At 60.8% G+C, this 20924-nt stretch carries 15 protein-coding genes and 1 pseudogene; 10 read left to right on the top strand and 6 right to left on the bottom strand.

The features are described 5' to 3' along the window. Positions 1 to 44: 44 nt before the first annotated feature. The 3 genes from mfd to RE4_RS28090 all read left to right on the top strand — a co-directional run bounded on the left by mfd (position 45) and on the right by RE4_RS28090 (position 6316). Positions 45 to 3671, top strand: a complete 3627-nt coding sequence (gene mfd, locus RE4_RS28100) for a transcription-repair coupling factor (protein ID WP_031331022.1) — start codon at positions 45 to 47, stop codon at positions 3669 to 3671. A 7-nt stretch (positions 3672 to 3678) separates the two neighbouring features. Next, the gene (locus RE4_RS28095; protein ID WP_046378951.1) at positions 3679 to 4515 is read left to right on the top strand and encodes a nucleoside triphosphate pyrophosphohydrolase; all 837 of its coding nucleotides are present in this window, start codon (positions 3679 to 3681) and stop codon (positions 4513 to 4515) included. Between the two features lie 319 nt (positions 4516 to 4834). After that, complete coding sequence (locus RE4_RS28090; protein ID WP_060939761.1) at positions 4835 to 6316, top strand: sugar transferase; 1482 nt, start codon at positions 4835 to 4837, stop codon at positions 6314 to 6316. A gap of 14 nt (positions 6317 to 6330) precedes the next feature. On the opposite strand, the gene RE4_RS28085 is transcribed toward RE4_RS28090, so the two are convergent. Genes RE4_RS28085 through RE4_RS28060 form a run of 6 tightly spaced genes read right to left on the bottom strand, consistent with a single transcriptional unit; the run spans position 6331 to position 11972 of the window. Next, on the bottom strand, positions 6331 to 6885 hold the full coding sequence (locus tag RE4_RS28085) for a YdcF family protein (RefSeq protein ID WP_060939760.1): 555 nt from the start codon (positions 6883 to 6885) through the stop codon (positions 6331 to 6333). Positions 6886 to 6918: 33 nt separating this feature from the next. Beyond that, positions 6919 to 8040: a glycosyltransferase gene (locus RE4_RS28080; protein ID WP_060939759.1), complete on the bottom strand. Its 1122-nt coding sequence runs from the start codon at positions 8038 to 8040 to the stop codon at positions 6919 to 6921. Beyond that, positions 8037 to 8573, bottom strand: a complete 537-nt coding sequence (locus RE4_RS28075; protein WP_029255881.1) for a DapH/DapD/GlmU-related protein — start codon at positions 8571 to 8573, stop codon at positions 8037 to 8039. Before RE4_RS28075 ends, RE4_RS28080 begins: the two co-directional genes overlap by 4 nt. After that, positions 8570 to 9550 (bottom strand): GDP-L-fucose synthase family protein, encoded by a 981-nt coding sequence (locus tag RE4_RS28070; protein WP_029255880.1) that lies wholly within the window; start codon positions 9548 to 9550, stop codon positions 8570 to 8572. Before RE4_RS28070 ends, RE4_RS28075 begins: the two co-directional genes overlap by 4 nt. Continuing rightward, on the bottom strand, positions 9547 to 10584 hold the full coding sequence (gene gmd, locus RE4_RS28065; protein ID WP_060939758.1) for a GDP-mannose 4,6-dehydratase: 1038 nt from the start codon (positions 10582 to 10584) through the stop codon (positions 9547 to 9549). The genes RE4_RS28070 and gmd overlap by 4 nt, the downstream gene beginning before the upstream one ends. Further along, positions 10581 to 11972, bottom strand: a complete 1392-nt coding sequence (locus RE4_RS28060) for a glycosyltransferase family 4 protein (protein ID WP_223257898.1) — start codon at positions 11970 to 11972, stop codon at positions 10581 to 10583. Before RE4_RS28060 ends, gmd begins: the two co-directional genes overlap by 4 nt. A 379-nt stretch (positions 11973 to 12351) precedes the next feature. On the opposite strand from RE4_RS28060, the gene RE4_RS28055 reads away from it, so the two are divergent. From RE4_RS28055 to RE4_RS31470, 7 genes and pseudogenes are all read left to right on the top strand, one after another. Continuing rightward, positions 12352 to 13614 carry a hypothetical protein gene (locus RE4_RS28055; RefSeq protein ID WP_127160010.1) on the top strand — a complete coding sequence of 421 codons (1263 nt, stop codon included), beginning with the start codon at positions 12352 to 12354 and terminating at the stop codon, positions 13612 to 13614. 192 nt (positions 13615 to 13806) lie between these two features. Further along, positions 13807 to 15111, top strand: coding sequence for an MATE family efflux transporter (locus RE4_RS28050; protein ID WP_127160009.1), 1305 nt, complete (start codon positions 13807 to 13809; stop codon positions 15109 to 15111). Beyond that, positions 15108 to 16544, top strand: coding sequence for a hypothetical protein (locus RE4_RS28045; RefSeq protein WP_029255875.1), 1437 nt, complete (start codon positions 15108 to 15110; stop codon positions 16542 to 16544). Before RE4_RS28050 ends, RE4_RS28045 begins: the two co-directional genes overlap by 4 nt. Beyond that, positions 16541 to 17344: an SGNH/GDSL hydrolase family protein gene (locus RE4_RS28040; RefSeq protein WP_024488192.1), complete on the top strand. Its 804-nt coding sequence runs from the start codon at positions 16541 to 16543 to the stop codon at positions 17342 to 17344. The genes RE4_RS28045 and RE4_RS28040 overlap by 4 nt, the downstream gene beginning before the upstream one ends. Beyond that, positions 17341 to 18756, top strand: coding sequence for a hypothetical protein (locus RE4_RS28035; protein WP_029255873.1), 1416 nt, complete (start codon positions 17341 to 17343; stop codon positions 18754 to 18756). Before RE4_RS28040 ends, RE4_RS28035 begins: the two co-directional genes overlap by 4 nt. Then, the gene (locus RE4_RS28030) at positions 18753 to 20534 is read left to right on the top strand and encodes a tyrosine-protein kinase domain-containing protein (RefSeq protein ID WP_070795953.1); all 1782 of its coding nucleotides are present in this window, start codon (positions 18753 to 18755) and stop codon (positions 20532 to 20534) included. The genes RE4_RS28035 and RE4_RS28030 overlap by 4 nt, the downstream gene beginning before the upstream one ends. Before the next feature lie 86 nt (positions 20535 to 20620). Further along, positions 20621 to 20924: pseudogene (locus RE4_RS31470) on the top strand (glycoside hydrolase family 71 protein); the annotation flags it as partial.

Raw genomic sequence — 20924 nt, 5'->3', positions numbered from 1 at the left:
GCTGTGCGTCCGCAACCCGTCATCACTGTTCAGGAGTGCGTTCGTTGACTTCCTTGTCCTCTGCCCAGACTGCGCTCGCTGGACTCGCCGAGGTCGCCCTCGCAGACGCCGCGTTCACTCCAGTGATCGACTCGATCGGTGCGCCTGCCCTGGACATCGTGGCGCCGAAGCCGGCTCGACCATTCATCGCCGCTGCACTTGCCGCGCGCACTCCGGTGCTGCTGGTGACGGCCACCGGTCGCGAAGCCGACGATCTGACGTCAGAACTCACCGAGATGCTCGGTGGAGGCGTCGCGCAGTTCCCGTCGTGGGAAACATTGCCGCACGAGCGACTGTCGCCGAGCGCGGACACCGTCGGGCGACGGGTGGAGGTACTGCGCCGACTCGCCAGACCAGACGACGCCTCGTACGGCTCGCCTCTTCGGGTGATCGTGACCACGGTGCGCTCTCTCGTTCAGCCAATGGCGCCGGGTCTTGGCGAGATCGAGCCGATCACGTTGCGCGTCGGCACCGAGATCGATTTCGATTCTGTTCTGGTTCGTCTGGTGGAGATGGCGTACAGCCGTGTCGACATGGTGGGAAAGCGTGGTGAGTTCGCGGTCCGCGGCGGCATTCTCGACCTGTTCTCGCCGACGGCGGATCATCCGGTACGTATCGAATTCTGGGGTGACGAGGTATCGGAGCTTCGGTACTTCTCTGTCGCCGATCAGCGTTCGCTACCGGACGTCGACGTCGATTCCGTGATCGCGCCGCCGTGTCGTGAGCTGATTCTGACAGCTGATGTTCGCGATCGAGCTGCGGCACTCGCTGCTGAGAATCAGGCTGACGCGTCGTTGGTCGAGATGCTGGACAAGATCTCGGCAGGCATCCCCGTCGAGGGGATGGAAGCTCTGCTCCCGGTTCTCAAACCCGGTGAACTGCAACTACTTTCCGATGTCCTTCCGGTAGGGGCACACATCCTTCTGTGCGATCCGGAGAAGGTGCGCACCCGCGCCACCGATCTGGTGCGCACCGGCCAGGAATTCTTGGAAGCGTCGTGGACGGCGGCGTCGATCGGCGGCGCTGCACCGCTCGACACGTCGATCCTCAACGGCGGGGGAGTCGATCTCGGTGCCTCCGCATACCGGTCGCTTCGTCATGTTCGCGAATCTGCCGAAGCTGCCGGCCGTCCGTGGTGGACGGTCAGCCCGCTGGCGTCGGGAAATGGTGAAGAACTGGAAATCCCGGTTCAGGCGGCACCGCAGGTACGTGGTTCCGACGACCTGTTGGCCGAGCTGTTCGTCAGCCTCCGGGCGCACGTGAGCACGGGCGGTCGCGCGGCGATCGTGGTGGCAGGCGCCGGCACCGCAAGCCGAGTCGTCGAGCGACTCGGTGAAGCCGAAGTGCCCGCCAAGATGCTCGATGGCGGAGCGACCCCTGCCCGTGGACAGGTCGCGGTGCTCCGCGGGTCTCTGCACGACGGACTGGTACTCGCCGGCGACGACTCGACGCCGGGGATGGTGATCGTCACCGAGTCCGATCTGACGGGCAACCGCGTTGCAGCGGTCGGCGACGGAAAGCGCTTGCCGGCCAAGCGCCGCAATCAGGTCGATCCCCTCGCGCTGTCTGCAGGGGACATGGTCGTGCACGATCAGCACGGTATCGGCCGGTTCGTCGAGATGGTCGAACGCACCATCGGCGGGGCGCGTCGTGAATACCTGGTCATCGAGTATGCGCCGAGCAAGCGTGGTCACCCGGGTGATCGTCTGTTCGTCCCGATGGAATCGCTCGATCAACTCTCCCGGTATGTCGGTGGAGAGTTGCCTGCGCTGAGCAAGCTCGGTGGATCCGACTGGGCGAACACCAAGCGTAAGGCTCGCAAGGCGGTTCGTGAGATCGCGGGTGAGTTGGTTCAACTCTACGCTGCGCGTCAGGCGGCCCCGGGGCATGCATTCGGCCCGGACACGCCGTGGCAGAAGGAACTCGAAGACGCGTTCGCCTTCACCGAGACCATCGACCAGTTGACCGTCATCAGTGAGGTCAAGGCCGACATGGAGAAGCCGGTTCCGATGGACCGGGTGGTGATCGGTGACGTCGGGTACGGCAAGACGGAGATCGCCGTTCGTGCCGCGTTCAAGGCAGTCCAGGACGGCAAGCAGGTGGCGGTACTGGTCCCGACGACTCTGCTTGCACAGCAACATCTTCAGACGTTCACCGAACGAATGGCGTCGTTCCCGGTGAAGGTGCGAGGGCTGTCCCGTTTCACCGACGCCAAGGACTCGAAGGAAATCATCGCCGGCATGGCCGAAGGCGAGATCGACATCGTCGTCGGTACTCACCGGTTGCTGCAGACCGGTATTCGCTGGAAGGACCTCGGGCTTGTGATCGTCGACGAGGAACAGCGATTCGGAGTCGAGCACAAGGAACACATCAAGGCACTACGCACCCACGTCGACGTCTTGACGATGTCGGCTACCCCGATTCCTCGTACTCTCGAGATGAGCATGGCCGGGATCCGTGAGATGTCCACGATCCTCACACCGCCGGAAGAACGTCATCCGATCCTCACTTACGTCGGCGCGTATGCGGACAAGCAGGTTGCCGCGGCCATCCGGCGTGAACTTCTGCGCGACGGTCAGGTCTTCTACGTACACAACCGTGTCAGCTCGATCGACAAGGCGGCCAAGAAGATCCGTGAACTCGTCCCGGAGGCTCGCGTCGTCGTCGCGCACGGTCAGATGAACGAGGACACTCTCGAAAAGACCGTGCAGGGCTTCTGGGAACGCGACTTCGACGTGTTGGTCTGTACCACGATCATCGAAACCGGTCTGGACATCTCGAACGCGAACACACTGATCGTCGAACGTGCGGACTCGCTTGGCCTCTCGCAGTTGCATCAGCTCCGCGGACGCGTCGGGCGTAGTCGTGAACGTGGATACGCATACTTCCTGTACCCGGCCGAAAAGCCGTTGACGGAAACGGCATACGACCGACTGGCAACGATTTCGCAGAATTCGGACCTCGGCGCCGGTATGGCAGTCGCGATGAAGGACCTCGAAATCCGTGGAGCCGGAAACGTTCTGGGCGCAGAGCAGTCCGGCCACGTCGCGGGCGTCGGGTTCGATCTGTATGTCAGGCTGGTCGGCGAGGCGGTCGAAGCCTTCCGGGCTGCAGCCGACGGCAAACCGATCACCATGGACGAGGGCACGAAGGAAGTCCGGATCGACCTACCGGTGGACGCGCACATCCCGCCCGACTATGTCACCAGTGACAGGCTCAGGTTGGAGGGGTACCGCAAGCTCGCTGCGGCAACTGATTCCGACGGCATCGCTGCCGTAGTCGAAGAACTGGTCGATCGCTACGGCCCACTGCCCGAAGAGGTTCGACGGCTGATCTCGGTGGCCAAGCTTCGACTGCTCTGCCGCGAGTACCAACTGGAGGAAGTCGCCGTCACCGGAACTCAGCTCAAGATCTCGCCGATGTCACTGCCCGATTCCAAACAGATCAGGCTCAAGAGGATCTATCCGAGCGCGCAGTACCGGGCAACGACCGGGCTCGTGCAACTCCCGCTGCCTCGCACCGGCGGAGTCGGCTCGGATCGCCTGCGGGACGTCGAACTACTTCAATACATCGCGGACTTCATCTTGGCGATAGACGGGCGCGCCGCCGGTGCCGTCCTGGTCGAGGCGTGAGCACTCGGTGAACGAATCGCCCGTCGTCGTACTGCTCGATCCTCTGCGGCCGCATGTCTTTCCGCTGGAGGCGCTCCCGTTCCTGTCCGGCGCGATCGATATCGACCCGGACGTTCCCGACTCGGTACGCGGCGCATTGCCTGCCACGACACCCGGCGCCGCGGTGACTGTGATGATGGACACCGCCGAGCCGAAGATCGAGGCGTTGTCTGCCGCTGGGGTAAAGATGATTCGCGCCGAACCCATTCACGGCGATCGATTGGTGGAAGCGGCGTCGATCATGGACCGGTTGTGGAATCGCGGCGGTTGGGAGTCGACCCAGACGCACGAGAGCCTCTCGGTTTACCTCGTCGAGGAGACCTATGAGGTACTCGACGCGATTCGAAGCGACGACGAGAGCGATCTCCGTGAGGAACTCGGCGATCTGTTGCTCCAGGTGTTGTTCCACTCGCGGATCGCTCAATCTCACGGCGTTTTCGAATTGGACGACGTGGCCGGCGCACTGATCGCGAAACTCGTGCATCGCAGCCCGCACCTGGTCAGTTCCGGGGTGGTCGACATCGCTGAGCAGGAGCGGGCGTGGGACGCTTTGAAGGCTGCCGAGAAGGCGCGCGCGTCGTCCATGGACGGCATCGCTCGGTCGCAGCCGCCGTTGCTCCTCGCCGAAAAAGTACTGAGCAGGGCCGCCAAAGCCGGTGTGATCGAAAGCGCCGACGAAGCTGATCTGGAAGCTTTGATCGAACAGTGCCGACGCGCCGACACTGCACTCCTGGGCGCCCTGGACATGCTGATCGCCGACATTCGGATTCGTGAGGGAAGACGTCTCGAAAATGTGGAGGATTAGCCCACTTTGACGTAATTGCCCGGTAATCATCTGGCAACCGGAAAATAGCTTGGACTCGGTGAGTGCAGTTGAAACAAACCTAAGGTATGTTTACGTACGAAATGAGCAACACTGGGTCGTTTTATCGCACGAAGTGGCCCTTGATCGGCAGTTATGTAGGGGGTCCGATGACGGTTCGTTTCTGCACTGCGAGCAGCGAGGTACGGCAACCGGCGGGGTGTTGCCGTACCTGGAGGCTCGCGGTGGCTACCGATCAGCGATCCGCTGAATCCGTTCGACCCGCTGAAGTCATTCGAATGACTAGAAGGACTGATGGCAAATGAGCGTTCATGCTGAGGTGGAGAGCCGGTCGGCAGCATTGCAGGATTCCGCTCATGTCGGCACCGACTGGCGTCGGGCATACCGGAAGCGGATTGCCGTGAGCGATTCGATCACGGTTCTGTTCGTGATCGCGCTCGCACAGATCGGCAGCATGTGGCCGCATCCGATCGAGTGGCTGACACCACTCAAGGTGATTGCGTCTGCAGCGCTGGGAGGGCTGTGGATGATCGCGCTCGCACGCGGACGCAGCCGTCATCAGTCGATGCTGGGCGAGGGCAGCGACGAGTACGAGAAGGTGCTGCTCGCTACCGGCCAAGTCTTCGGAGTGGGCGCATTGGCCGGGATCATTCTCGGCGTAGGAATCGCGCGTAGCTATCTCATGATCGCACTGCCCGTCGGGCTCGCTGCGCTGCTTCTCGGGCGCTACCTCTGGCGGCGCGACATTCGAAAGAAGCGTGCGAGCGGGGATTGCCGCAACTCGGTGCTGTTGGTCGGTGGACACGCGTCCGTCGTTGCTACTACGCGAGCCTTCGTGCGGGACTCCTCGGCAGGCTACGACGTTGTGGGAGCGTGCATTCCGCGTCGGGCGACCGCGCTGGACGATCACATCGTCGTCGACGGCGCAGCGGTCCCGGTATTGGGCAACGAGTTCGAGGTGGTCGAGGCGATGCGCGCAAGCGGCGCAGACACCGTCATCGTCACCGGAACCGAAGACCTCGGGCAGGTGGGCATACGCAAGCTGATGTGGGATCTCGAAGCCGAGGGCGTCGACATGGTGGTTTCACCGGTCGTAGCTGACGTGTCGAAGGCTCGCTTGATGTTTCGCCCGGCAGCAGGACTCCCGTTGATTCACGTTGCGCGACCGCGCTACCAGGGCGCCAACCGGCTTGCGCCCGCTGTTTTCGACGCGGTGTTCTCGATGCTGATGATCCTCCTCGTGGCGCCGGTCATGGTCGCCGCCGCCGCTGCGGTCAAGTTCACGTCGAAAGGCCCGGTGTTCTACAAGGCAGAACGCATCGGCCTCAACGGGAAACCGTTCCCTATGTTGAAGTTTCGTACCATGGTGGAAGGCGCCGATCAGCAGGTTGTCGATCTGATGGGGGACAACGAAGGCGCGGGAGGCGTGTTGTTCAAGATGCGGGAGGATCCACGAATCACGTCCGTCGGCAAGATCCTTCGTCGATTGAGCATCGACGAGCTACCACAGTTCTTCAACGTCATTCGCGGCGAGATGAGCGTTGTCGGTCCGCGGCCGCCGTTGCGGCGCGAGGTCGAGATGTACGACGACGAGGTTGCCCGGCGCCTGCTGGTCAAGCCTGGCATCACCGGTCTCTGGCAGGTAAGTGGTCGCAGTGACCTCTCCTGGGAAGAATCTGTTCGTCTCGACTCGTCGTATGTGGAGAATTGGTCTGCGGCGCAGAATATCTCGATCATCACCAAGACCGTATCCGCAGTGCTCAGGAGCGACGGAGCGTACTGACCGGCCAGAGGCGGTCAGCATTCCTGGAACTGGGCGCGAACATACCCGGCGGTTTGCCACACGTAGTTCGCGGCCCAGACCCAGACCGGAAGTGGTCGGGGGTCCGCGACTACGTCGATGTCACCGTCCCAGCAACGGTTGATGATGTAGCGACTGCGAGAGACATGGGGAACGAAGGTCACAACGATGACGCGCTTCCATCCCTGTGCCTCTGCGCGACGCCGAATCTCCTGTCCTTCACCACGCGTGGTCGACGGATCTGGCTTGAAACAGCTGACCTCGAAGTCGTAGGTTCCCTCGCATATCGCGTTGATCTTCGGATCATTGCTTCGATACGGATTCGAAAAGATGATCTGGGGCGCGTAGCCCTGCTCGGCCAAGGACAGTCCGTACTCTTCTCTGCCGTCGTGATCACCGCCGAGAACAACTATCGCGTCGGCTATTTCGGGTGTGTCGATCACCGGATCGACGTAGACCGGCCAGCCGGCGGCAGTGATTGCAGTAAGTCCGCCGACAATCCCGCTGAGAACGAGTATGCGTCGACGGACCTTGGGGCGAGTGGATTTCACAATTACTTCCTGTAGTGCAGATGTGGGAGCCGCTCAGAGCCCGTACTGGGTTTCGAGCACCGCACGAACGGCAGGCATTCCTAGTCGTTCGCGAGCAACATTTCGCGCGCGGGCGCCCATCTCTGCTGCGACGACGGGATCCTTCAAGAGCGACGAGATCGCCGCAGTCAGTGACTCGGTGGCGTTGTCGATCACGAGGCCACAGCGACCGTCCCGAATCAGTGGTGCGAGGCCACACGTGTCGGTGACGACTACGGGCAGTCCAGCGGCCATCGCTTCGAGTACGGACATTGGGAACGGCTCGTTCACGGAGGGCAAGACGTATACCGCGGCTTGACGAAATCGTGCGGCAGACTTGTCGAACGGAAGTGGGCCTTCGTACCGGATGACACTGCTGTGCCCGGAGCGGTCGATCAGTCGGTTGACGGCTTCTGCTTCGCCCTCATCCGGTCCGACTATCGAAAAGTGCGCCGTGTGTCCGCTGTCCAACAACGCTTTTGCGGCTTCGACGAAGACCTGGGGTCGCTTTCTTGCCTGTAATCGTGCGAGGTACAGGACCTCGGGCGGGTCGCATCTGTCCACAGGCGGCGACTCGAGGTCTTCCGCCTCCGGAATCCCGTTGTTGAGTTCCACCAAGTTGAGGCGACCGTCTCCGACAACGGACTGCAGGTCTGCATGTTCTCGTTCGGTGAGATAGAACACTGTCCGTGCGCGTTTGAGGACCGGGATCGTGAGAGCAGCGTCCAACGGTCTTGCCAGCAGCTTGTCTGTTTCGTCGATCATCCCGTGAGTCTGTGCGAAAACTGGAATGCCGTATGCAAGAGCCAACTTGGCGGCAGGAAGGGTCACCAGGTCGCGCGCGAGATGAATGTGCACGACGTCGAATTCTCGGATGTGCTTGCGAAGCCACACAAGCATCGACGGCGCGCCGATTCCCGCGTACCCGATCTTGGGGATCACGGTTCGCGCCGGAAACAATTTCAGAGCGATACCCTGCTCGCGTGTCGGGGGGACCGCGTACCCACGCTCACCTGCGACAATAGTTACGTCATGGCCATTGTCCTGCAATGCTTTCGACTGATTGAGGGCGACCCTGATAGGCCCTCCGTAAGCGGCGTCCGGTGAGAAGAGAGTGACGATCTGCAGTATCTTCATCGTGCAGCGCCGGCCCGTGGCGCCAACATCGTGGTTCCGGCGGAAACATCGGACGTCACCAAAGCCGTCGCGCCGACGATTGCGTTGTCTCCGATCGTTACACCTCGGAGTATCGTCGCGCGGGCGGCGATCCATGCCTGGTCGCCGATGACGATGGGGGCATTGTCGAACTCGAATGTGGGACTTCGGTGATCATGACTGCCCGTACACAGGAGGACATCCTGCGAGATAGCCGTGTTCGCCCCTATCGTGACGGGTTCGAGATTGAGTATCCAGGTTCCCTCGCCGATCCACGAGTCTGCTCCGACCGTGAGCTTCCACGGCCAGTGGATACGGACGCGGTGCCGAATCAGGACCCCGTCGGCGATGTCTGCACCGAACCGCCGGAGAACTGCAACGCGTATCCCGTTGGGGCACCACCAATGAGAAAGCAGTACACCGGAAATCACGAGCCAGGAGATTTGAACCAGCGGACCGCGTCCCTTGTCGTATCCGGCACCGGTGAATCCGGACAGAGTGCGGATTGTGCTCACAGTCGGACCGCTGCAGACGAGTCCCGTACGTGTTCGCGATACCAGGCAACGGTCGACTCGATGCCCTCGCGGGTTGAGATCTGTGGTTGCCAACCGGTGGCCATCAGTGTGGACACGTCGAGTAGTTTGCGCGGTGCACCATCGGGCTTGCTTGTGTCCCAGTCCATTCGGCCTTCGTATCCGACTGCTTCGGCCACAATGTTTGCGAGATCTTTGATGGTTTCGTCGTGACCGGTACCGACGTTGATGTGTCCGGACTCGTCGAAGGTGTCGAGTAGGTGAAGGAGTGCGTCGGCCAAGTCGTCCACGTGGAGGAATTCTCGACGTGGGCTCCCAGAACCCCAGTTCGTGACGGATTCAACTCCATCCTTCTTGGCTTGGTCGAGACGGCGAATCATCGCAGGAAGTACGTGCGAAACATTCTCCGAGAAGTTGTCGCCGGGTCCGTACAGGCTTGTCGGCATCGCCGAGATCCAGGGCAACCCGAACTGCCTGCGAACGGCCTGGACCTGGATGATTCCCGCAATCTTGGCGATCGCATATGCGTCGTTGGTCGGTTCGAGATGGCCGTTCAGTAATTGATCTTCGGTGATCGGCTGTGGTGCCAGGCGCGGGTAGATGCACGAGGACCCGAGGAACAGCAATCGACGCACGCCGTGCCGCAGCGCTGCGTCGAGCACGTTGGTCTGGATCTGGAGGTTGTCGGAGATGAAGTCGACCGGATATGTGTTGTTCGCGACGATTCCCCCGACCTTCGCGGCAGCCAAGACAACGCACGACGGTGTGGTGGCTTCGAAGAAGGCGAACACGTCTGCGCGGTTTCGCAGATCGAGTTCGGCAGATGTGCGGCCGATCAGGTCGGTGAAGCCACTCTGCTCGAGCTTGCGCCACAGCGCGGATCCCACTAGCCCCTTGTGTCCGGCGATGTATGTCGGGGCGCTGCGATCAAGAGGTGCAATCGATTTCGTCGTGATCATGAGAGCGAGATCTTCCAATCAGGGAGATGTGGCGTGTCGATCCACGGTGTGCCGGCATGTGCCAATGCTGCGATGTCGGCGTCCATCATGATTCGAGCCAATTCTGGGGTCTGTACTGTCGCTTTCCAGCCCAATTTGTCCTCGGCTTTGCCTGCGTCGCCGACCAGAGCGTCCACCTCTGTCGGGCGAAGGTAACGAGGATCGAATTTGACGTACTTCTGCCAGTCGAGACCAACGTGTTCGAATGAGGCCACGACAAAATCCTGGACCGTGAAGTTTCCTCCAGTGGCCAACACGTAGTCATCTGGTTCGTCGACTTGAAGCATCCGCCACATACCCTCGACGTACTCGGGTGCGTAGCCCCAGTCCCTTACCGCGTCCAAATTGCCCAGGTACAGCGAATCTTCGATCCCGGCCTGGATCCGTGCGACTGCACGCGTGATCTTTCTCGTGACGAATGTTTCACCGCGGCGGGGTGACTCGTGATTGAAGAGGATCCCGTTCACTGCGTGAATTCCGTAGGCCTCGCGATAGTTCCTGGTGACCCAATACGAGTACACCTTTGCGGCACCGTACGGCGACCGAGGATAGAACGGGGTGTCCTCGTTCTGTGGAGGCGGACTGGCTCCGAACATTTCCGAACTCGAAGCCTGGTAGAAGCGACACTGCAATCCCGTCATGCGGACTGCTTCGAGCAAACGAATAGACCCGATTCCGGTTGTGTTGCCGGTGTGTTCGGGCTCGTCGAAGCTGACCCGCACGTGCGACTGCGCAGCGAGGTTGTACACCTCGTCTGGTGCGATCTTCGACAAGAGCGTGACGAGTCGTGCGCCGTCGGACAGGTCACCGTAGTGCAAGAACAGCCGTGCGCCCTGTTCGTGAGGGTCCTGATAGAGGTGATCGATGCGTGACGTGTTGAAAGTTGATGCGCGTCTGATCAATCCGTGTACTTCATAACCTTTGGCCAACAACAGTTCTGCCAGATAGGAACCGTCCTGTCCGGTGATCCCTGTGATGAGTGCGCGTTTGGTCATCGAGCGTCAGCTGCCTTGTCTGTGTTCGTCGTCTTCGGATCCGAGTCGAGATGTGCGTCGAGATGTGTGACGTGTTGTTCCGAGTGGCTCGCGTGCTGACTCCGGCCGGCCACCAGGTCGCGGATCCACTGTTCGCATTTGTCGATGGACGCGGTTTTACCGACCGCGGTAGCGCAGTACCGGACCCCGGCGGCGCCAAGTCTGGCGGAGGTCTCCGCGTCGCCCGCGAGTTGTAGGGCCGCGGTGAGCAGGCCGGCGGGATCGCCGTTCTGCGTGACGACGCCGGCACCGGAAGCACGGATCTCGTCAGCAGTCGTGGATGCCACGTCGGTCGCGGCGACGATCGGGGTACCGCTGCTGAAGTACGACGTCAACTTGCTCGGCACTGCCATCCCGACGATTCCGGGTGCCTCGTTGACCAGTAGAACGTCAGCGGCGGCCATGGCAGTACGGAAGTCCTGGTCGTCGAGTGGACGGACGAAGTCGATTCGATTGACTCCCACTGCCGCGGCTTCGAGGTTCGGTCGCTGATTGCCGTCGCCGACCAGAACGAATCGGATGGGCAGATTCTGCTCGTCGGCGAGTCGAGCCGCCTCCACCACATTCTCCAAACCTTGCTTCACGCCCATGTTTCCGGTGTGCAGAACTATGGTTTCGTCGGGCGACCACCCGAATCTGGTGCGTGCGGCGGTGAGATCGTCCACATCGATCGGTGCCACATGCGTCCAGTTCCGAACGACGGTGACTCGTTCGCGTGGGACGTGAAGTTCGTTGACGACGTGGTCGACGAAACGGTCATGGACGACGGCGATTCCGTCGGCGGACTTCACGACAGCCGCCTCGAGCTTCGACGTTGCGCGGGCACTGCGGCCTGTCATCGCGCCGGTCTCCACGACGCCTTGTCCGTACAAGTCGTGGACCCAGACCCCGATGGCCGGACGTTTGGGCGTCAGCCGAGCACGTCCGAGGACCATCGCAGTGGCCAGCAATGCCGGACTGGTACACACGATCACATCAGGTGTGTTCCACCCGGAGCTGGCGGCACGTGCGCCGAAACTCAGCTCCATTTTGATTCGTCCCAATGCGTTCGGTGGGTTCGGCACGAAGTGGCGGCGTCGGTGAACATGAACGCCGTTCACGACCTCGTCTATCGACCGTCCCTGATACGAAGCGTCGATTTCCCATGCCGGATAGTGCGGGTACCCGGTGACAACGTGCACCTCGTGTCCGCGCTCACCGAGCGATTCGGCAAGGTCCGTCATGTACGGAGCTATCCCCGTGGTTTCCGGCGCGTAGTTGATGCCGAGGATTGTGATGTTCAGCGAGCCGACAGTGGCACTTGTCGGTAACTCGGGAATCGCCGAATCGTCGACAGGGTGCTCGTGCATCTGGTCGGTCTGTGTACTGATGACGAACCTCCGGTTGGGAAAATGCGCGTTAAACAGTCAAACGGTTTTATTCAAGCTATTTAAGCGCCAGTAGGGCGGTTTATCAACCTGGTCAGCTGGATGGACTCGACAAAATGGGCGAATCGCCCTGGTGGATTCCGACATGCAACCGTCTGGACGACTGATTTAGCCGAAAAATAACTGGGTGGATGTGATTCTGGTGATAGTTGCGTCGAGGTGGGTGGTGTGCGTCCGGGCGGGTCCAGATTCTGCGCTCTCGCACCATGTGCAATTCTGTGCTCATGCAATGGTCTGCGTGAATGTTCGATCGCACTTTGACCGTCTTGCGGTTTGTTGTGTATTCGGCGGCGGAGGGGAAATGATGAGGTCTGATCCGTGGGGGAACATCTACTGCTGCAATACTCAGCAGGCGTTTGCGACAGTTGTACCGTCAGTAGTCGACGACGCGATTTCGGTGTGGATCAGCAATGTTTTCGATCCCGCGGACGACATCCGTGTGCGCGTCGTGCTGGTGCGCCGAGTCGATGAATCCGAAATCGAACCCGAGCATCTGGTGCTCGACGACGTGGCAGGCGATCTCCCCGACGAGTTCGACACCGTCGATGTCGACGAATTCAACAAGGTCTTCGTGAGTTTCTTCCACAACAGTCGCCTCGTCGACCCGTCGACAATCGTGTTGGTCGTAAGTGCCGGAATGCTCGGACTGATCTACTCGCACCGATTCGGTGACGAGACCGTGTTCATGCCGAAGTCGGAACGACTCTTTCTGGCATTGAGTGGGTTGAGTCCTGACTGTGCGCCCGATCGTCAGGACCGGCGGCCGTTGACTGCGCGCAGGATCGTCGAGGGCGGACTTCGGATGTCCGTCGCTCGTCCCAAAGCATCTTTCGGCGCGATACGGCAGATTGTCGGTATGCGGAACGAGGTTCCGCGTCCTGTTGCTCGCCCGGACGAGTCGGGCATTGATGCATTGGATTCACGCGCGTGGTGGTATTTCGCTCGGCTCGAGGGCAGTACTGATCGCAAATTGCCGTCGGTCTACTTCTACTGCGCACTACTCGCCGCGTTGGGACGTGGGGCTCACGAGAGTCATCACGTGGTGGCGGACCTTCGCTCGTATTCCCCGGTTCTCGGGCTCACCGATGGGAATGCGTTCAGTCACATACCATTTCGGGCCGATTGGTCGGTCGATGACCCTGCGGACGTAGCGCGTGAACTGTCGTCGCGAATTCGGTCGGGTGAGGCGCTGATCCGTCGATCAGTAGGCGAGGTGGTCGCGCGCGCAGCTGACTACAGGCACGGATCCAGCGGTGGGGCCGGCGAAGGTGACGAGATTGTGGAACAGCCTCTGACCACCAGTATGTCGTGTTTTCGTTTCCCAGCCGATCGACCGTATGCGAAGCTGGATGGCCGACTCGTGTACTCCGGTGGCATGCAGACCTACGCCCCGAACGCGCTGTCGATCAACATTCGGGCGACTGGGAACGTCTCCGATTGCACGTTCAGTCATTCCGGTGGACATGTCGCGAAGGCCTCATTGATGGCGGCGGTGAAGACTGCCGCTGGCCTGTCGGGTGCCGACGTCACGATGGAAACAGGATTTCACTTCGGCGAGCGATAGCGGAAACCTGCGTCCCACGGTGCGTCTGCAGGCACTTCGTACTCCTCGGCTACTTCGCAGTAAACAATCCTATAGACTGTTTTGAGTGAACTGAGCCGACCGATGGTTTCAAATCGATCTCGGTCTTGAAATCTCGGTCGCGGAACATCGAAGTCTCGGAGTGCAGCGAGCGCAAGGGGGGAGGTGAGAGACGTGGCGGGTCTCAAACTGCGCGTGCTGTTCAGCGCGGGTGATCAGGTGCTGTCCAGTGTCAGCAACGCGTTGATTCTGTTCGCGATGGCAGGCCCGTCGTCCGTGAGTGAGTTCGGTCTGGCGATCCTCGTTTTCTCCATCCTCACGGCTGCGCTCGGATTCGTTCGAGGCGCAGTGGGCACACCGCTGCTGTTGATGAGTGCATACAGCCGCAACAGGATTCGCACGGAGAGCAGACATGCGACCTCGGGTGCGGCCTTCTTCGGAATCGTAGTCGGGATCGTTGCCCTCGGAGTCTCTGTTTTCCTGCACGAACCGCAGGTGGGGATTGCATACGCCGTCGCCGCACCGGTTGTCCTCGCGCAGGATGCCTTGCGGTTCACCGCGATGTCGATGGGAGAACCGGAACATGCGTTCTTCAGCGACGCGTTGTGGGCCAGTGTGGCGTTCGGTGTGCTTGTCGTGACTTGGCTTCGACCAGAGGCACTTTCGATCGCTGAGATGATCTGGCTGTGGTCCCTCGCCGGAGCGCTTGCACTCGTTTACCTGATGATTCGCGTACAGACGCTACCGCGACTGACTGGTCTGTATCGCTGGTGGACGTCGTTCTGGACCCATCGAATCCGGTTCGGATTCGAGAGCGGTATCGACCAACTGGCCGCAATCGTGATCGTCGCGGTGTCCACAGCCTTCATCGGAACGGTGGCTGCCGCGTCTTTGCGCGGAGCAGTGACCGTCCTGGGTCCGTTCGCCGTGCTGATCAGTTCGCTACCACTGATCGTCATTCCCGAATCCGTTCGGGCCGGCCACACCGCGCGCCAGGTGTGGAGCACACTGCGCTATGCAGCGTGGCTCACATCCGCGATGGCGGCAACGATCGGATTTGCCGCTCCCTTCCTTCCAGATGCACTCGGCCGGGTCGTTCTCGGAGAGTCCTGGGCCGAGGCGCGCCATGTCCTGCCGTTTCTCGGACTCGAGTACGCGGCGATCTGTTGGATAGCGGGCGTTTACAATCTTTACCGCACTCAAGGAGCCAGTGGACGACTGCTCAAACTGCGAATCGTCCAGAGTCTCACGGCAATTGTCATCTGCAGTGCGGCTGCAGCCCTCACTGGAACCGCGGTCGGAGTCGCGATCGGACTGGCGCTCTCATCCATCCTGGTCGCAGTCTGCCTGGTGGTTGCTGCCCAACGGAAGCACTCTGGCCGCGAAAGCCCTGCGATCGTGCCGTCCACTGTTGATCGTTCCGAACCCGGCGACCTGCGCCGAACACGAACAGGCGCACTGGCCGGGACGACCACGTGAAAACAATTTCCAGCGGGCGGACAAAGCCTCACGAGTTCGCGGAATTCGACGTCAGTCGGCGAGACTCGTTGATGCCACCACTGATTGCGATCTGGACCGCGGTGATCATGGTGATCATCGTGCCTTTCGCAGTCGTCGAGTTCACTCCGACACCCCCAGGGCGCGTGTGGATGGCGGTACTTGCCGTCACCACGATTTCGGGATTGCGCTACGCGTGGATTGTCGGCGAGGGCTTTCGTCGGCTCGTCGAGATGTCGTTCTGGGTCTTCACCTATGTCTTCATGGGTCTTGCCCCACTTGCTCAGCTCCGCCTGCGAGAGATTCCTCCTACGACGCCGCGAGTGGATCCGTCCCTCAACTCGACGGCGGTCTCGATCGTCCTTCTGGGGATCGTCGGCTTCCTGGTGGGATTAGTGTTCTCCGGTGCGGTCTGGCGTCGAATCAGAGACACGCGATGGGGAAACGCCACGAGCGTGCGTGTGGATCCCGTTCGGGTTTTGATTCTTGCCGGTTGCGCCCTGGTCGCCAACGCGTACTACATCAAGAAACTCGGTGTAGGGACGCTTCTGTCGAGCCGAAGTGCCGTGGTGGAGCAGGCGAGTGCTTCGCTGGGGCAATCCACGGTCGCCAGCATCATCGGCGCCGTCGCGATGATGTCCTTGCTCGTCGCATTCATCGCGGTGGTCAAATACCGTGATCAGAATCCCGGAGCGGATCGTCTGTTTCTTCTCTGCGCCATCGTGCTCGGAGCCGTGTTGTTGTTGACGTTCAATCCGATCTCGAGTGCGAGGTATCTGTTCGGTACTGCAGCACTCGCCGTGGCGGCACTTTTCGGACTCTTCGCGACCCGCGTTCGATTCCGTGTGGTTGCCCTGCTTGCCGTGGCGGCACTTGTCCTGGTCTTTCCGCTCGCCGATGCGTTCAGGTACAGCACGTCGGCACAGTTCAAGACAAGCTCGCCTCTCGAATCGCTCACGTCTCCGGACTACGATGCATTTGCGCAGGTCAACAACACCGTCAACTTTGTGAATACGCACGGGGTTACCGATGGCAAGCAGGCACTCGGAGTTGTTCTTTTCTGGATTCCGCGGACCATCTGGCCCGGCAAAGCTACGGACACGGGCATCCTGCTCGCGGAGAGCCGCAACTACACGGTCAAGAACCTTTCTGCGCCGTTGTGGTCCGAGTTGTTCGTCAACGGTGGGTGGATCGCGTTGATAGCCGGAATGGTTGCTCTGGGCCTGATCGCAGGGATTCAGGACAGAAGAATCGAAATGTCGCTGCGCCAGTCCAGGGCGCCGACGATTCTTGCCTGCATCCTGCCCTTCTACCTGATCATTCTTCTCAGAGGGTCCCTGCTGCAAGCGATGTCGTACTTCCTCGTCATCATCGGCTGTGCATTCTTCGTCTCACGACGGGAGGCGACTCGATGACTCGGACGAGCCGATTCTCGTCGAGAATCTCTGCCCGTCGCCCGCTGGAACTCGTGGGTCTTGCTCTACTGGTGGTATTGGTCGTCTGTGCGACGACGCTGGCCGTGCGTCAGAATTCGGCTGCCGAAAACGGCCGGTCCGCCCTCACCTCAGCGACCACGGTTCCTCAGTTGCCGCCGGACACAGCGCCGGCATCGATGTGGTTCGGCGACAGCTTCACTGCGGGCATCAACGGAATCGGGCTCGGGGCGTACCCGAGAATCATCTGCGTCCGGATGGGGTGGGACTGCAATGTCGATGCACAGGGAAGCACCGGTTTCGCCAACGACGGCGCACCGGAGTATCAGGGAACTACAACACGATTCGCGAATCGACTACCGGTGTCGATCGAGCGGTATCGAGCGGACATCATTTTCGTGGACGGTGGGCGAAACGATCTGCACATGAGTCCGATGGATTTGTTTCCCGTCATGACGTCGTACATCGACGCCGTCCGGGATGCATGGCCGGATGCGCGTCTGGTGATCATCGTGCCGACATACGTCACACCAGTGCCGTACGAAGGATACGAGCAATTCGTGTCAGCGCTGCGAAGTTACGGGGAATCGGTTGCCGCGACCGTGATCGATCCCGTTGCAGACGGTTGGTACGCCGACGTCGACCTCGAATCACTGAAATTCGAGGACGGTGTACATCCGAATGCAGTGGGGAATGCAGTGATTGCTCAGAAGCTGGTGGAATCGCTGACTGCCTCCGGTGTGATTCGCGACGGCGCGCCCAATGGTGGGATTCTCCGATGAACCCGTCCCGTTTCTTCGAAGTCCTTCGTGACAGGTGGATTGTCGTCGGCATCTCGACAGTGCTCGGCCTGCTGGTAGGCGTTCTGTTGACAATGCTCACGCCGACCACTTTCAAGTCCTCGACCGAACTCTTTCTCACCACGCCAGGGTGGGGAACACCGACCACTCTGGGCAATGCCGATTCGAGCCCTTTCCAAGGTGACGAGTTCTCGCAGCAACGAGCCGGTACGTACACGCGTCTGGCGGAAGGTGCGGACTTCTCGGCCCGTGTCGCAAGTCGTCTGGGCGAGAGTGGTCTTCGTGACGTCGAGAGCCTTTCGGTTCGCGTTGTGCCCGACACCGTGTTGCTCGAAATCTCTGGGACCGCCGACAGTGCAGATCGGGCGCTGCAACTGACGAACGCGGCTTCGGATGAGATGAACGAGACGATCCGGCGGCTCGAGACGCCGAGTGGGACTTTGATCCCGACGGTTCAGCCGCTGACTGTCGTCACGGCGTCAGCACCGACGAGCCCGTCTGGCCCGCAGACGATTCCGAACCTTCTTCTGGGGTTGGTCGTCGGATCGATGGTTGGAGTGACTGGTGTGATCTTGGCTGCTGCGAGGTCGAGAGCAGTTCAGGGTGTCGACGAATTGGCGGCCTGGACGGGTCTACCTGTGCTCGAGTCCATCCCGTACCTCGGTGACAGGGGACTGTCCGCCGAGGAAGGTGCTCAGTCGGCATCGAGAAGTTCTTTCGAGAGACTGCAGTTCAACCGAGATCTCATCGGGTCAGGCACGCCGGCATCACCTGTGCTCGTGACCGCTGCCGAAGAGGGGGAGATCAGCAGGTTCGCAGCTGGCGGTATCGCCGATGCTGCTTGCGCTCTGGGGTATTCGGTGGTTCTCGTCGACTGCAACTTCCGATCCTCGCGTGCTCATATCGAGTTGGGGGTCACCGACATCGTCATGTCGGACAGCGTCCTCGACGATGTTCTGATCTCGACACCGCTGCAGCCGACTCTCCTCCGGAGCGGTTCGCCGACCGAAACTCCCGAGCGAGTCTTCGAGTCGGAGTCGTTCGGACGCATGTTGCGAGATCTGAGTGCCAGGTTCGACGTTGTGGTTGTCTTCGACTCCGGCGGGACGCAGTACGCTGACTCGAGCCGATTGGCCAAGGTGTGTCGTTCGATAATCCTTGTCGTTCAGTCTCATTCGACGAACAGGCAGGACTTGATGACGAAGATTCACGATCTGGAAATCGCAGGTGCGAAAATCGAAGGTTCGGTCCTCCTGACCACCACACGCCGAGGGCAGCGAGGGGCAGTGTTGCCCGGCGGTCGGCCCGAAACAACTGACTCGGTGGCAAGTCACACGCCACGGCGCGACGGAGACACACGCACACAGCGGTCTCCAAGAAAGGCGAACACATGAATGCACTCAGCTCTGCCGCGCGAATCCTGAGGCGGGGGTGGGCAGTACCTGTCTTCGCGGTGTTCGGCTTGATCCTCGGTGCTTTCATGGCCATTTCGAGTCCGTCTTCGTACACGTCGACAACTGTGCTGTTCATCGGCTCGCCGATCAGCGCCGACTCGGCCGGTGCCTATCAGGGCGATCTGTTTTCTCAACAACGAGCGGCGACCTATGCCCAATTGTTTTCGAGCGACGATCTCGCGGTCAAGGTGATCGACGACCTGGGTCTTCCAATGAGCGGACACGAGTTGGCCTCGCAGGTCTCGGCGGCAGCAGTGGAGAAAACTGTGCTCTTGCAGGTCTCTGTCACGGATTCGACGGCCGAAGGATCGGCTGGTATCGCCAATGCGTATGCGAAGAATTTTGCACAATATGTCGGGCAGTTGGAGACCCCTAACGGTGGTGGACGTCCGAATACGTCTGTCCAGGTGGTCACCGAGGCGAACGCTGAAGATGCCAGTGGGGGTTCGAATCTCGTGATGACGTCCCTGTTCGGCCTCGTCGGTGGCCTGGTCGTCGGCGTCGGCGTCCGGGTGCTCCTCGGGCGGCTCGATCGATCCGTTCGAAGCGCTTCCATGCTCTCGGCCGTTGCGGGTGTACCGATTTTGGCGACAGTTCCGGAATCGGCTTCGCGGGGATCTCACGCGTTGACATTCCCCGCCGACGGCGCGACCGCCTATGCCGAGTCGATACGCAAGCTCAGGACAGGTATCGAGTTCGCCGGCCCGAGTGCCGACGCGATCCGTTCGGTCCTTATCGCCTCGCCTCGGTACTCGGAGCCTGCGGGGTGCATCGCAGCCGATCTCGCGGTTGTCCTGTCCGAAGCGGGACGTCGAGTACTGTTGGTGGACGGTGACTTGAGGTCGCCGAGCTTGGATTCATACTTGGGGATGAAACCGGCAGCCGGCTTTTCCGACGTTCTTGCCGGCGCAATTCCGCTCGTGGACGCGCTCGTTCAGGTACCTGGTCGCTCATTGACCCTGCTGCCCGCCGGCTCGATACGATCCGATTCCGGTGACGCCATCGCATCGGTCTCAGCACGCGAGGTGCTTTTGGAGGTCACCGAGAATTTCGAATACACGATCGTCGTGGGCCCACCTTTATCGCTCTATACCGATTCGACTGTGATCGGCTCAGTCGTCGACGGTGTGGTTCTTGTTTCAACACAGAGTATTTCGTCGGTGGACGAGGTGGAAGGGGCAGTGGCCACTCTGCGCGCTGCCGGCGCGAACTTGTTGGGTGCTGTGCTGACGGGTGCCGGACGTAGTGGCTCGGTCAAGGGCCGCAGCCGAGTGAGCGTGGTCGACAAGCCTTCGCCGAGCGAGCCTCCGGTTAATGATGCATCGAATGAACGAGTCGGCGCGTGGCCCCCCGTCGAACGGGGAGCCGCTGCGCATTCGGTCCATACAGAACCGGGCATGGGCTCGACCGGGAAGAATGAAGTGGACAAGCATGATTCGGCCGATTCCGGTGAATCTATTGCCGACGGTGTGCGAATCGATTTCGACGAATGGGAGCCGGCAGAGACCGAAGAGCGCTACACGCGGAGTGATCTGGACAGTCCCACGGTGGCGATCCCGCGCTCGATGCTCCGGACGAAAGTCGCGCCGAAGGTAAACCGGTCGAGCGACGAGTTGCCGACCGATGAGCGGCAGGTAAGATCACCTGGTGAAAGCGGCGATTCCGATTCCATGTCGAGTCACCTCACGCAAGCTTCGGATTCTGTGCAGCAGAATTGAATTGGAATTCGATTTCCAGGTTCGGGATGTCAACGTCACCGGACATTGCGGCGTAAGGCCGTGTGTGAGAAGGGGTGGCTGATTCGGTGAACGCCGATGCTCGAAAACGGAAACGGGTGAGTATCGAAGGTTCGCGGGGCAGGAAATTTCGTGCAGTTGCAATCGGCATTGCGCTGGTGTCGTCAGCGCTTCTCGTAGCGGCCGGCCTCAGGCTCTCTGATGGAGTGGACCCAAACGCGAGGGTTGACGCGGCGGTTTCATCACATCCCGCCGTCGAGCTTCCGGACAACGGACAGTCGACCGGCAAAATGGTCTTTGCGCACTACTTCCCGCCGTATCCCCTTTCGATCGACAACCTACCGTCGGGCGAAGACTATTACGCCACTCATT

This window comes from Rhodococcus erythropolis NBRC 15567, assembly GCF_001552595.1.
Taxonomy (GTDB): domain Bacteria; phylum Actinomycetota; class Actinomycetes; order Mycobacteriales; family Mycobacteriaceae; genus Rhodococcus_F; species Rhodococcus_F erythropolis.
Note: the sequence above shows the minus strand (reverse complement) of the source record. Positions and strands in the feature narration are given on the sequence as shown.

Coding starts and splice junctions, on each gene's coding strand:
- RE4_RS28090 (WP_060939761.1), top strand. CDS start 4,835: ATGAGCGTTCATGCTGAGGTGGAGAGCCGGTCGGCAGCATTGCAGGAT.
- RE4_RS28080 (WP_060939759.1), bottom strand. CDS start 8,040: ATGAAGATACTGCAGATCGTCACTCTCTTCTCACCGGACGCCGCTTAC.
- RE4_RS28070 (WP_029255880.1), bottom strand. CDS start 9,550: ATGATCACGACGAAATCGATTGCACCTCTTGATCGCAGCGCCCCGACA.
- gmd (WP_060939758.1), bottom strand. CDS start 10,584: ATGACCAAACGCGCACTCATCACAGGGATCACCGGACAGGACGGTTCC.
- RE4_RS28060 (WP_223257898.1), bottom strand. CDS start 11,972: ATGCACGAGCACCCTGTCGACGATTCGGCGATTCCCGAGTTACCGACA.
- RE4_RS28055 (WP_127160010.1), top strand. CDS start 12,352: ATGATGAGGTCTGATCCGTGGGGGAACATCTACTGCTGCAATACTCAG.
- RE4_RS28040 (WP_024488192.1), top strand. CDS start 16,541: ATGACTCGGACGAGCCGATTCTCGTCGAGAATCTCTGCCCGTCGCCCG.
- RE4_RS28035 (WP_029255873.1), top strand. CDS start 17,341: ATGAACCCGTCCCGTTTCTTCGAAGTCCTTCGTGACAGGTGGATTGTC.
- RE4_RS28030 (WP_070795953.1), top strand. CDS start 18,753: ATGAATGCACTCAGCTCTGCCGCGCGAATCCTGAGGCGGGGGTGGGCA.